A 13,633-nucleotide genomic window follows, 5' to 3' on the forward strand; every position below is an offset into this window, starting at 1 on the left:
GCCCTGTATACCAAGCTGCAGGCGGACAGCACGTCCACCTGGAGTAAGATTCAGAGTGACTCGACCTACCTCGACGATCGCATCGCCACCAACATCTCAGACATTGCAGCCATCAACACCGAGTCCGATGCGGATTCTACTGCCATCTGGAACAAGGTGCAGGCGGACTCTGTGTATTTAGAAGGCAGAATTGAAAGTCAGGTTGATAGTGACTCAACCTATTTGAAAGGTCTGATCGATGCAAACACCTCTAACATATCTGGATTGGGTGCACTAGCCAACCTAGATGAAGTAAACTCCTCTCAAATAACGAATGACGCTATCGTCAACGATGATATAAATTCTGGAGCCGCTATAGCCGGCACAAAAATTTCTCCAAATTTTGGAAGCCAGACTATTACTACAACCGGGGCGTTAAATGCTGATGGGGTAGTAGATTTAGGAACATCAGGCAATACAACGACGGCTCACGGAGCTTTAACGGTAACTGAGGCAACAACTCTAAATGGATCTACAACTATTGGTGATAATGTTGCACTGGATAATCTAATAATCAATTCGGAGATTCAAGGAGATTTGGTTTTCGAGGGAAGTGTAGTCGATGGAAACACTATGACTCTTTCTCCTGGTGCTGCGAATGGCTCAAACTTTACAGTAACGTTACCTCAAGCAAACACAACACTGATTGGAGACAATGTTGCACAAACATTGACTAATAAGACACTGACTAGTCCAACAATCAACACTGCCACTATTGAGGGAGGAACCATTGGTAACACCACAGCGGCAACAATAGCAAACGTAGATTTCCTTAGACTTGATGGAAACACGCTCTCATCAACATCTGGCAATCTTGCAGTAAATGCAACCGCTATAACGGACATTGATGGAACAGGAGTTACAATTGATGCTTCTTCGAGTACTGTCGCGATCAATGCGGCAGCTGGAGCTATTAACATTGGTAACGCCGCGAATGCACAGCCAATAAACATTGGCACAGGTGCAGCTGCAAGAACAATAACACTGGGAAATAATACTGTTAATTCGGGTACAACCATGAGAGGTAGTGCAACGAGTACAACATCCACTTCGGCGACAGTTGATGGTGCATTAGCAATCGGTAATTTTAGTTCCACGGTATCAACAAGCGGTTCTACCGTAACCATTGCCAACAGATCTTTTATGACGATTAATGATACGCATTCGGGTGCTACAACATTTTCCATCGGAAACGGAAATACTCCAGGTCAAATGCTTGTGTTGGTAATTGGGACATACACTGGGGGTATTACACTAAATGATTCTGGAAATGTAAATATTGCAGGGAACTGGACACCAGATTCCACTGGAGATACCATTTCATTGATTTGGACTGGATCGAATTGGGTTCAATTACATAGATCCAATAACTAAGATGAAGAAAATATATATTATATCGATCCTTCTTCTTACTTGGAATCTCTCACAAGCTCAGCAACTTTATGTGCCTTCCAATGGACTCATCCATATATCTGAAGGTGCTAACCTTGAAGTTGGTGGTGATCTTGATAATAATGGAGTTATTCAAAATAGAGGAACGCTTTCCCTTTATGGAGATTGGTTGACCAATGCTAACTTCAATGGGCTGACAGGGCGGCTACAATTTTTAGGAGGTTCCAGTCAAATGGTTAGTCCTCCACAACTAACAGTAAGTGAATTAGTTATTAATCAAGGTGGGGTAGTGAATTTTCCTGGCAATCAATACATTATTCTTGACAGGCTAGAATTTCAGCTCGGGAATATAAAACCTGGAGATGACACCCGCTTTGTGCTTGAACCAAACGCACGAGTAGAAGGTGGGTCTAATTTTTCCTACTTTGATGGTACACTGATTGCAAAAGGTAGTGGTGAAAAAACCTTTCCAATAGGATCAGATGGATTATACGCTCCGGTAACTTTGCTTAGCGTATTTGGATTGAACACCGAAATCGCAGCAAGTTTTCAAAAAGGAAATTCACTTGACCCAATTCCTGGAGATAGCTTACTAGGAGTTTCGCATCGTGGATTATGGGAGTTGGAATTATTAAACGGAGCAACTGACCCAACACAAATTGAATTAGAATTCACTGAAGAAGATTTAAGTGACTTTAGAATAAGAAACAACATTCGTCATCGTGTTAATTCTCCGGTAATTGCCTATGCAACCAACCCTGAGGGCATTTATCATTCGCTTGGTGTTAAAACTATTAATGACTCTGATTCACTTACCTATGGAACGATTGTTAGTGAAATCCCTTTGCAGCCAAGTCTCGGTCAGAAGATTTACTTAGCGATGGGATTAGCTCCGAGAATACCTAATGAAGGGCTTTACTTTATCCCTGAAGCTTTTTCACCTCAAGCAAGCGATCTTAAAAATCAATCTTTTAAAATATTTGGACAACATATTTCAGAGGAAGGATTTGACCTACAGATCTATAATCGGTACGGTGTGGTGGTTTATACAGCAACTACGTTTGCAGAAGCTAATCAAAATGGCTGGAATGGTGTCAACCAACGAACTGGAGCAGATGAACCAGCAGGAGTTTATTATTATACAATTAGATTTCAATTTAATACTGGGCTGCCTGTGCAGCAGAAAGGAGCTTTCTATCTAGTAAAATGAAAAAAACAATCGTCATATTGCTTCTTATTATTTGCTCCAGAACGATGGGGCAGGATGCGCAGTTTTCTCAATACTATGCTGCTTCACTCTATCTCAACCCTGCATTTAGTGGGATTTATAATGATCCATCAATCCACATGAATCACAAGCGTCAACTGCAAAGTGTGGATATAGTGAATGAGTTGACACAGGTCTCATTTATTTTCCCAATTAAGCCAAAAGGAAGCTTAGAGCAATCTTTAGGAGGGGTCGGGATTATGGCATTCAATGAAAAAAGTGGATTTCAGGGGGTTTATCAGCGAAACTCAGTTTTTCTGAACTACGCTCATAATCTTAAGTTTGGATTACTTACATCATATCTAATTTCTATTGGAGTACAGGCAGGATATGAGATGCGTAAGTTAAACTTTAGCAATCTTACATGGGGATCACAGTACAATGCCTTTTATGGTTTCGATGATTCTTTGCCCATTCCTGTTACAGAATTTGATGAACAACAGCAAAACGCTGTAGTCAATGCGGGAATTATGTACTACTATAATCCTGAGAGGAATTATTTGCTCCATAAGTACAGTGCTTTTGTTGGCGTGTCTGCCACCAACTTAAATAGGCCAAATACTTCCTTTACTATTAATTCTGAAAATAATCCTCCAATACTTTTCAAGTATAATGGTGGGATTGAATTCAAATTCAAAAAGCTTTTTGTAACACCAAGTCTTTTGTATTTATACATTCGCCAAAACCAACAATTTAATGCCGGATTAAACATGGCTTATGTTCCTAATGCAGATCGCTACCGTGCCAGAGGCTCTCAGCTTTTATTTGGTGCCTGGTACAGACTTAGGGATTCGTTCATATTTATGGGTGGAGTAAAAGTGAATTCACTCACCGTCCGTGTCAGTTACGATATGAATAGCACCTTATTTGTTCCTCAGAAGGGTGTGGATCTGGCCCAAAATTCTTTCGAGATATCCATTCAATACTCTTTATCAAAAAATCTTGGATCCAGAAAAATTTCTAACCCACTCTTCTAATTCTTCGGATAAATAATCAACCTTGTTCCAGGCTCAAGTGTTGTACTAGATAATCCATTTTGTTCCATAATTAGCTCTTCCGGAACATTGAATTTCTTGGATACAATTTGAAGATTATCTCCAGCCTGAACTGTATAAATAAAATCACTTCCACTTTTAATATCAGCAGGCACAACCAAATTATAGTCAGGTTCTATGACTCCCTCTTTTTTAAGTCTGATTGGTTGGTAGGTCGAAAGATCGCTACTCCCTAAACCGTTCAAGCTCCTGATTCGATCAGATGCCACACCCATGCTCGCTGAAAGCTTCGAAACAGTAGCTCCGGGTCTTATTAAATAGAAATTACCGAATGATTCTTTTCGCTTTCCGATTAACCTTACATCAATCCTTCTATTTAGCTGTCTTCCATATGGATTATTGTTATCTGCAATCGGCTTTTCTGATCCATGCCAGATTACAGATATTTTGGATTGATCAATTCCATTTTTTATCAAATAATCTCTTGCTGAATAGCCTCGATCTTTACTCAAGACTAAGTTGAATTCAGCGGCACCTGTATCATCCGTATGTGATTCAATTTCTATCTTCTCGCCACTCTTTCTAAATGCAACTATTACCTCATCCAGCAGAATTTTAACCTCTGGCCTTAATTCCGAAGAGCTTACATCAAAAAATGCTCGCGTAGCATTGGTGAATATACCAGCTGCTTTTTCCCTTCTTCCGTCTACATTAAAATTCTCTAAAACTACAGATTCTGCATCAGTGCCTTTCTTGAATGTTAAGTCATACTTTGCCGGTGAAACTTTAAATTCAAACTCTCCGACCGAGTTGGTATATCCTTCTATTACGGTTTTGGTATTGTCGAATTCAATAAGTGTGATTGAATAGGATGAAAGTGGTGTGCCAGAGCTAGCTCCTACAAGCTTTCCTGTGATAGTAATTTCATCATATCCATCAATTTTGCTTATTGGCAAAGCAATCTTGATTTCATCTAATTCCTCAGAAGCTAATATGTCTTCGGCACCTAAAAGTTTTCTACTGCCTGTATCTTCGTCCATATTTATACCTGATGCGAGTGCTATAATATCTACAGGAGCTTCATCAACATCTTTCGAATCAATTGCGATATTTTCGGTTAGAATTCTGTCGTTATTGAATCTGAATTTCTTAATCCTTTCAAGTAATTGATTTTCGCTAGCTGTCAACGACCCTCTGGCTCTTGCATCGTTTTCGGGAAGAACATATCTGTCGTTGCGCTTAGCTAGGCCTTTATCTAGAATAATTCGATTTATAAACGCCTTTCGATCTTGGGATAAATTATTATAGTAAGTAAATGCATTGTTTATAAAGGATTGCTCACTCGGCTTAATCTGTTCACTAGAGACCATTTTTGCTAAGGCCGCTATATGTACTTTTTCCTTGCCTGTAACTTCATTTAACTTCTGTTGGTCACTTAATTTTACAGATCTATCAGAGTACTCATTGACCAGATAATCAAGTGCGATTACATTGTCAATCACTCGTTTCTTACTTTCACTTAGGGCCTCATATTGACTGATATCACTGTTTGTCAGTCGCGCACTTGGGTCTGCCCCTTCAACTGATTGACCTGAAGCAGTTACAATCGTTGGAGTTGTGTCAAAGAAGATAGGTTTTGCTTCACTCAAATAAGAGTCATAGGCTGTCTTTACAAATCTCTGAACCGCTCCCTTTTGTAACTCGCTAAGCTCCGGCTTCAATTGAAGAAGTTTGTTAACTGTTTCTTCTGGTGTGTCACTTAAAGCAGCCTGAAGTTCAGATTGTGAGAATGTAGTTTCAGTTAAGTATATGCTTGAGTTGGCTAGATTAGATATTTGCTTCAACAGCAGCTTATCTAGTCTGCTTTGATCCTTCGAATTTTTATTTTTGAATACCTCTAAATCTGAGTTGCTAACGTTCTGGTCAAAGTTTGTGAGGTCAGATAGCATGAATGTTTCAGCTATGGATTTAAGTTTTGCCTTATCCTCCTCATTTAAAGTTTCATAGAAATCTCGATCTTCTTTTAACAAGCGATATTTTTCCTCATTACTTAAGCCAATCAATCGTTCTCTGATTGCCGTACTCACGTCTTCAGTAGCATCTTGATTGTCTCGCATAAATACTTTTTCATTCATATCCAGTGATATGCTTCCAAGATTTCTTTTTTCCTTTAAATATTTAATCGCTATACCATCCAGACTCTTTTGCTCCTTGGCATCAAAGGAATTGTAGGTTGGAGTTGCAGGCTTAAATGTCTGTGCATTTTTAAGTCGATCTGAAATAAGGATATCAATCTTTTCACGCTCGTCGGTACTCACTCCGCTATAAAAATTGAAAACATCATCCTCAAGATTCACACTATTGCCCATGCCTTGCTGCTCCAGATAGGTTGATACGATGTTATCAACTTTTCTTCTTTTGTCGGAGCTTAGCTGCTGATAGTAATAATCATCCTCTGTACGGATGGATCGAATCATATTACTAGTCATTTTTCGAACTCTTGCGTTTACAATTTTATCTATCCGCTCTTTATCATCTTCACTGAGCGAATTATAAACTGCTAATTGTCTTTCTGTGAGAATTAAATCAACTTCTGAAACAGAAGATGACAACATTCTTGATATAATCTGATTGATGATTTCGGTTTCGCTACTGTCAAAATTATAATCATCGGTAAACAGTGAGTTTCTTCCAGCAATTGTGCCTTCGTTAGAAACTTCTGAAATGATGTCACTTTTGGAGCGTACATTAAAACCGTAAATATCAAATTTACCCGGTCCTTCTTCTCGGTTTGACGATAGGAAGCCCTTTGTTTTTCCCATAAAGAAGAAGATGTCATCTTTATATGAATTGAATGGAATACCCGCGTTATATATTTCTGCGGTTTCAAACTTAGTGCCACGTGCAATGTAGATATCAAAGCCTCCAAATCCTCGATGACCATTTGACGCAAAGAACAGCACTCGTTCGTTTTGATCATAGAACGGTGATACTTCGTTGAAAGGTGTGTTGATTTGATCTCCAAGATGGATTGGAGGGCCCCAATTTTCATTGCCGGCATTTATACTCATATACAAGTCCAGTTGACCAAGTCCTCCATCTCGATTTGAGGCATAAAATAAAGTATCACCTCCTGGAGTTAGATTTGGATGCTTCGAATTGAAGCCATATTCATTAATGTTGAAGTTTAAAGCTTTTGGTTCGCTCCATCTTCCTCCTATTAGCTCAGACAAATAAATATGGCATACATCTCCCAGGTCTTCATCACAATTGGTATAGTAAAATTTGTCTCGTTCTCGATTAAATGAACCGGAACCATCTCCATACTTTGTATTGATAACTTTCTCAAATCTATCCCCTTGTTCTAATTCTTTCCAGACGCCGTTCTCCTGCGTAAACCTGAAAAGATCGGCAAATGACTCCCCAAATTGGTTATCTACTAAACTTCCCTTTCCACTACTTCTTGCGCTAGTGAGACATACAATGTCATCCGTTCCAACACTAAATGCTGCATAGTCATTGTATTCTGAATTTAAAGGCGCTGCCAACGGTCCAAATTTGTGATCTGGATGAACTAGTGTTATTTGATTTAAAGCCAACTGGCAACCGTCAATCTCAATTTTTGCTTGCTTATAATAGTATCTGTAAGTTTCAGACTCATGTAATTCATTCGCTACCAAAAACTTTCTGAAATCCTTGAAATTGGAGAGAGCTTGATCATATCGCCCCTTCAATTTTTGCATCATGGCGTAATAAAAGCCCGCAAGCGGAAACCTAATATCTTGCTTAGATCCGATGGCTTCATAATGATACTCAGCACTTTCATAGTCTTGAATCAACCGATAACACTCTGCCAATTGATACTGTGCTTTAATATTTGTCGGGTTTTCCGTCAATGCTTCCTTATAGTATCTAATCGCATTGATGTATTGGTCATTTTTAAAGTGCTCATCACCCATGGTTATAAGCCCACGCACCATATTATTGTTGACCTGTGCTGACGCAACCAGCGTTAAAAGAAATCCGAGCAGTATTAATGACTTCCTCATAACTTCAAAATTTTTATTATCCATTTCCTGTTAAAATAAATGCACCCCAAACACCTGGATCGCTATATTTTTCTCTCAATTTTAGTTGAGCATGTTTAAGCGATTCCATCACTCTGTTAGTTTCATTAAGCTTTTGATAAAACAAGATCATCAATTCGCTTGATATTTTATCATCAATCTTTGATAGACTTGTTATTATATTTCTTGCTCCAGCTACAATAAATGCACGCTGAAGGCCATAGATTCCATCACTGTTTTCAACATCTTCAGACCCAAACTCGCACGAAGGCAAAACAACCAATTGAGTTTTACTCAAGTCCAGATTTAATGCTTCATAGGTTGTTAATATTCCATCATTTTCCGGTATGGTTTGAATGCCCTTCATATACCGTGAAAATGTCTCAGAAGCACCCGCTAAGTAAATTCCTGCCCTAAAAAGTGGATTATCGATTGGCGTGTGATTTGCTATAAAATTATATTGATCATTAAAAAAAGCATGAGAATCAATGTGAAGAACGGTTGGGTTGTATGCAGACCTGATTTTAAACTCGTTAGCGTCCTCTCTTAAGTGAGATCTTACATGCCAATCTTCACTTAGCACACCTTCAATACCCTTTATTTCATTCTCAGATTCTGGCATACTTACCAAATTCAATCTATTATCACTTTCCTCTTGATTGTACAAAGGATTACCAAATAGGTAGGATTTTCTATTGAAAATTTCCACTTCAGGTCTAAATAAGTCTTTAGATGCGGTCAAATATGAAACGTAATATTTGTCAATGAGATTACCTCCATTGGGTGTATTCAATGCATTAGGATTGATTTTGTAAAATATTCCATCGGGAATAACTCTTACTGTATTAACGTTATTCAATTTTTGATCGATTGGCCTCCAGAATAAATCATAAGTTTCAGTTTGATCCTTACTTTCAAAAATTGAATTGACAAGTCGTGCTGAATGTTGAACTTCAGTTTCAGAATCTGCTCCTAGAAATACATAACTTGGTTCATTTTGTCCATATTGAAAAATAATGGCCAAATAGCGTGTATAGTCTGTGAACCCAAAAAGTGTTTCAATTGATTGTGTCAATGATTTAAACTCTCTAATGCGAATCAATTTTATAACGGCCTCTCCAGGTTTAACATAATCCTGAACATTCCTCCAATCCTTATCAACTTTATGTAGTGACTCTGAGAAGTTTGCTAGCTTTTCTTCCAGCTCCTTTTCTAGTCGGATTACTTTGGATTCTTCATACTCCAAATTGACATTTTGTTGCGCTAGTTCCTGAGCACCCATCTGATAATAACTTGCCAATAGGCGTTTATCTGATTGCCATTTTTTAAACTTTGCTTTTAGGTCAAGGTCGTCGCTTTCGTTTACATGTCCCTGAATATTCTCTGACGGATTAAAAAGAAAGCCTTTCGTTTTTATTTGGAAATCAAAAATCTTTTTAAGCAATTCAGGTTGTTTCTCCAATAGTTGGGAGGCCACATAATTATACCGATCGATATTGGCTTTTATTTTTTCATAGAATATTTCACGCTCCCGCTCACTCATGATTGGAAAAAGAGTTCCGATTTGCCCTATTTGAATCTCTATTGACTTTCTAAAGAAACTCTCTGCCTCTCCATTATTTCCAACAGCCAGGCTATGCATTCCCATATACTCTAAAGCACCAGCATATCCGGGATGATTAACCCCTAAAACTCTTTCTCTTATATCGACTGCCTCTCTATAATAGCGCTCGGCTTCTTGTTCTCTACCTATTGAGCTGAATAGAACACCAACGTTTATTAGTGTCGTTGCATAGTTTGGGTGATTTTTTCCATAAATCTTTTCATCAATCCCCAAAACTTCCATGTAATACTTTTCAGCTTGCTCATTATTACCGAGTTGCCTTTCCACACGAGCGAGGTTGTTTAGCGTATTGGCATAATATGGATGAGCAACTCCAAATTTTGCTTTATAGGTTGCTAGTGCATCCACAAATAAGTCCCGAGCTCCTTCAATATCTCCTGAAGCAAGTGCTAAGGTTCCCAGATTGTTTTTAGCAGTTGCGTAAAAAGGATGATCAGTTCCAACATTTTCTTCGCTTTCACTAATAACCTCTTGAAACATTTGGCTTGCCTTCCTTACCTGACCCAACCTATGATACATGATACCCAGGTCATTGAGTGTTTCTATTATAAGGATATCAGCTTCATCTGGAATACTTCGCTTCAACCGAAGGACTTCTAGTAATGTCTTTTCAGCTTCACCAAAGCGCCCCATTCTTTCATAAAAGATGGCCAGGTGCTCCAATGACTCAGCTCTTTCAACTGCGTATTGCGCACCCAACGATTCATAAATAGTGGAGCTTAGATTAATGAATTTCTCACCTTCAACCGGATCCCCAGTCAGAATCAAAATTCTTCCTTTATGCATACATATTTCTGCAAAGTCGGGTGAAAGATCATTTCCGCTGGCTACTAATTGATCGTAGCAATTATTATAAATACTCAAGGCTAGCGTGTAAGATCCAGCTTCTTCGTATAGTAGCGCCAGCTTAGCTCTTGCTATCCAATAGTCAGTTTTTGACCCAGGTAGTTCGCTTAGAATATTTAATGATTTCTGAATGTAGTTTCTAGCTAAATCAAACTCTACTTGCTCTATATACAGGATGCCCATGTTAAGAAGTGCCATGGCATAATCCTTCTGATTGGGAATCCCAGCTTCCTCATGATATAAAATAGATAAGTTCAGATTTCTCTCAGCTTCAAATGCATCGAGCAGATTTAGATTCAGATATCCGAGATTATTGTAAATTTTAGCTCGCTGATGATAGGTAAGATCATCCTCATAATTTTTAATAATGCTATTAAAATTATTAGCGGCTTGTTCCCAATGATTTTGTTCTAAATTTTCTTCAGCTTGGGCAATAAGATTATTAATGTTCTGCGCAACGCAAACATTAATAACCAATGAAAAAATAATACAGGCGGGTACGATTCTCATGGTGGCGATTAATCTCATTGCTAACCTAATCATTTAATCAGCAAATGATAAAAACGGAATTGAAGTAAAGAAAGATTTTTTTGCAGTTAAAAAGGATTCAGCAACCAGCGCATTAAATTTTCGATAAATACCTTTCTTTGCGACACATAAAACATGCACATGATCGGAAAACTCAAGGTTTTTAATTCCCTCACTCGACAGAAAGAAGAATTCGTTCCACTAAACCCTAAGCACGTGGGCATGTATGTGTGCGGTCCAACGGTTTATAGCAACGTTCATCTTGGAAATGTGCGAACTTTCTTGAGCTTCGATGTGGTGAATAGATACCTAAGATTTCTTGGGTATAAAGTGCGATATGTGCGGAACATCACTGATGTTGGTCATCTATCGGATACAGGTGAAGACAAGATTTCTAAAAAAGCCAAGCTTGACAAACTTGAGCCAATGGAAATTGTGCAGATGTATGCTAATGATTTCCATGATGTGATGCACCTTTTCAATGCGATCCCGCCAGACATTGAGCCATCAGCTATTGGTCACTTGATGGAGCAAATTGATATGACTAAGAAGCTTATTGAAAATGGCTTTGCTTATGTATCTAACGGATCTGTCTATTTCGATGTAGAGAAGTACCATCAGGAAAACGACAACTCCTATGGTATTCTAAGTGGAAGAAAAATAGAGGACCTGCTGAGCGAAACACGCGATCTTGATGGTGGAAGTGATAAAAGGAGTCCGCTCGATTTTGCCTTGTGGAAAAAAGCTTCGCCTGAACATATTATGCGGTGGAAAACTGAATGGAGTGATGGATTCCCAGGATGGCATCTGGAATGCTCCGTTATGAGCACAAAATATTTAGGTGAAGAATTCGATATTCACGGAGGTGGCATGGACTTGAAATTCCCGCACCATGAATGTGAGATTGCACAAAATGCCGGTACACATGGACATAGAGGTGCTAAGTATTGGTTACATACCAATATGCTCACTGTGAATGGCCAGAAAATGAGTAAGTCACTTGGCAATTCTTTTCTGCCCAGAGAGCTCATGACCGGAGACCATGAATTATTGTATCGTGGTTATAGCCCGATGACGATCCGCTTCTTCATGATGCAATCACATTATGCAAGCACATTGGACTTTTCCAATGATGCACTTGAGGCTGCTCGAAAAGGATACGTCCGATTGGCAAATGGCATGCGGCTGTTGCATGAAATGGAGTGGACCAATGACAATGGGGAGTTAAATGAAAAGCAGGTAGAGCAAATCAGCAAGATGCTGGATAACCTCTACTATGCCATGAATGACGACTTCAATACAGCTTTGACTATAGGTCATCTATTCAATTTGGTTAAGAAGATCAACTCATTGCACACAGGACAATTGAAGTTTGATGAGATTGGCGAGAAACTATTCAAACGAATGAAAGAGACTTTCCTTGGATTTGCTGAAGATGTTCTTGGGCTGAAGGTCGAGACTGATGTAGATTATAAAAGTCTGATCAACACAATTTTGACAGAATACAAAGATGCGAAGTACAACAAAGACTTTGAGCGAGTAGATAAGCTACGAGCTGAGCTGAAAGCCGAAGGTATTGTGGTGAAAGATATGAAAGAGAAGATCGAGTGGGCATTTGAGGAGTGAGTTGATTTGATTCATTCAAATTGGAGATTGATTAGTCATCATCAATTGGCCCTTCTCTACTAGAAAACAATTATATAAAGAATTGAAGCGAACAAAACTATAATTAAGACTGCAAGAGTAGCTTGTCTCTTTTGTACTCTTTTCTGTCTTTTATGAAATTTCTCCAAGAACGCTTTCTTCTTTTCAGGATTGTATTCTCTTGTCTTTTCTTCAACTCTTTTTCTTATATAGAGTAAATTATTGTCTTCATAAATTTTTTTCAATGACTTTTTACTGCCTTTGAGGAGAAACCTGTTATGCCTGTAAGACTTGACCATAAAGTCCATTACACCAAATCCACCCATACTACCTATTTATTAAAATTTAATCTTTGAATCACTACACTTTCAATTCAAAAAGATCACTGAATCTTCAGATACCCTTCGCCCGCTCCCAATATCCATCCATTTCTTCCAATGTCATTTCGCCTAAACTCTTCCCGTCCTTCTTAGATTCTGACTCCAGGTACTGAAACCGCTTGATGAACTTCTTGTTGGTGCGTTCTAAAGCTTCCTCTGGGTTGATATCGACGAAGCGTGCATAGTTGATCAATGAGAACAATAAATCACCAAACTCTTCAGCTTGTTTTTCTTTTTCACTTTCAGCCTCAAACTCCTCCATCTCTTCCTGCACCTTTTCCCACACCTGATCCTGATTATCCCAATCAAAGCCGACGCCTCGTGCTTTCTCCTGTATACGCATAGCCTTCACCAGCGCCGGCAAAGACTTTGGCACGCCTCCCAACACCGATTGATTACCTTTTTCTTTTAGCTTAATTTTTTCCCAATTGGCTTTAACCGTTTCTTCATCTTCTGCATTCACATCTCCATAGATATGTGGGTGGCGTCTAATCAGTTTTTCACAGACTGAATTCAGTACATCAGCTATGTCAAATGATTTCTTCTCATCACCTATCCTCGCATAAAAAACCATGTGAAGCATCAGATCACCTAGCTCTTTTTTCACCTCCTCCAGATCATTTTCAATGATTGCATCTGAAAGCTCATAGGTTTCTTCAATGGTCAGGTGCCTGAGTGTTTCCATCGTCTGCTTTTTGTCCCAGGGACAGTTTTCGCGAAGCTCATCCATGATGGTGAGCAATCGATCAAAAGCTTCCAGTTTAGATTTACGATTTGGATCTTGGGCTGCGAGTGGTTTTTTTGACATACAAATGGAATTGAAAACAGGTCTTCTTTGTTGACCATCTACA

At 38.8% G+C, this 13,633-nt stretch carries 8 protein-coding genes; 4 read left to right on the forward strand and 4 right to left on the reverse strand.

Annotated elements, in window-relative coordinates; translation table 11 throughout:
• The 3 genes from ABJG98_RS10150 to ABJG98_RS10160 all read left to right on the forward strand — a co-directional run.
• Positions 1-1,413, forward strand: a 1,413-nt coding sequence (locus tag ABJG98_RS10150) for a hypothetical protein (protein ID WP_348279400.1), incomplete at its 5' end; no start/stop codon positions are given.
• A 1-nt stretch (position 1,414) separates the two neighbouring features.
• Positions 1,415-2,641: a gliding motility-associated C-terminal domain-containing protein gene (locus ABJG98_RS10155; protein ID WP_348279401.1), complete on the forward strand. Its 1,227-nt coding sequence runs from the start codon at positions 1,415-1,417 to the stop codon at positions 2,639-2,641.
• Positions 2,638-3,675 (forward strand): PorP/SprF family type IX secretion system membrane protein, encoded by a 1,038-nt coding sequence (locus ABJG98_RS10160; protein ID WP_348279402.1) that lies wholly within the window; start codon positions 2,638-2,640, stop codon positions 3,673-3,675. The genes ABJG98_RS10155 and ABJG98_RS10160 overlap by 4 nt, the downstream gene beginning before the upstream one ends.
• On the opposite strand, the gene ABJG98_RS10165 is transcribed toward ABJG98_RS10160, so the two are convergent.
• Complete coding sequence (locus tag ABJG98_RS10165) at positions 3,672-7,742, reverse strand: OmpA family protein (RefSeq protein WP_348279403.1); 4,071 nt, start codon at positions 7,740-7,742, stop codon at positions 3,672-3,674. The genes ABJG98_RS10160 and ABJG98_RS10165 overlap by 4 nt on opposite strands.
• Before the next feature lie 16 nt (positions 7,743-7,758).
• Entirely contained in the window at positions 7,759-10,758 is a 3,000-nt protein-coding gene (locus ABJG98_RS10170; RefSeq protein ID WP_348279404.1) for a CHAT domain-containing tetratricopeptide repeat protein, read from the reverse strand.
• A gap of 141 nt (positions 10,759-10,899) precedes the next feature.
• Between ABJG98_RS10170 and cysS the strand changes: the two genes are divergently transcribed.
• Positions 10,900-12,384: a cysteine--tRNA ligase gene (gene cysS, locus ABJG98_RS10175; protein ID WP_348279405.1), complete on the forward strand. Its 1,485-nt coding sequence runs from the start codon at positions 10,900-10,902 to the stop codon at positions 12,382-12,384.
• A 59-nt stretch (positions 12,385-12,443) separates the two neighbouring features.
• On the opposite strand, the gene ABJG98_RS10180 is transcribed toward cysS, so the two are convergent.
• Positions 12,444-12,728 carry a hypothetical protein gene (locus ABJG98_RS10180; protein ID WP_348279406.1) on the reverse strand — a complete coding sequence of 95 codons (285 nt, stop codon included), beginning with the start codon at positions 12,726-12,728 and terminating at the stop codon, positions 12,444-12,446.
• A 67-nt stretch (positions 12,729-12,795) separates the two neighbouring features.
• Positions 12,796-13,590: a nucleoside triphosphate pyrophosphohydrolase gene (gene mazG / locus ABJG98_RS10185; protein ID WP_348279407.1), complete on the reverse strand. Its 795-nt coding sequence runs from the start codon at positions 13,588-13,590 to the stop codon at positions 12,796-12,798.
• Positions 13,591-13,633: the final 43 nt, after the last annotated feature.

The sequence above is a fragment of the Ekhidna sp. genome (assembly GCF_039960695.1).
Taxonomy (GTDB): Bacteria; Bacteroidota; Bacteroidia; order Cytophagales; family Cyclobacteriaceae; genus Ekhidna.

Excerpts from the sequence above, each read along its gene's own strand:
- mazG (WP_348279407.1), bottom strand. The coding sequence starts at position 13,590 with ATGTCAAAAAAACCACTCGCAGCCCAAGATCCAAATCGTAAATCTAAA.
- ABJG98_RS10170 (WP_348279404.1), bottom strand. The coding sequence starts at position 10,758 with ATGAGATTAATCGCCACCATGAGAATCGTACCCGCCTGTATTATTTTT.
- ABJG98_RS10160 (WP_348279402.1), top strand. The coding sequence starts at position 2,638 with ATGAAAAAAACAATCGTCATATTGCTTCTTATTATTTGCTCCAGAACG.
- ABJG98_RS10165 (WP_348279403.1), bottom strand. The coding sequence starts at position 7,742 with ATGAGGAAGTCATTAATACTGCTCGGATTTCTTTTAACGCTGGTTGCG.
- ABJG98_RS10155 (WP_348279401.1), top strand. The coding sequence starts at position 1,415 with ATGAAGAAAATATATATTATATCGATCCTTCTTCTTACTTGGAATCTC.
- cysS (WP_348279405.1), top strand. The coding sequence starts at position 10,900 with ATGATCGGAAAACTCAAGGTTTTTAATTCCCTCACTCGACAGAAAGAA.
- ABJG98_RS10180 (WP_348279406.1), bottom strand. The coding sequence starts at position 12,728 with ATGGGTGGATTTGGTGTAATGGACTTTATGGTCAAGTCTTACAGGCAT.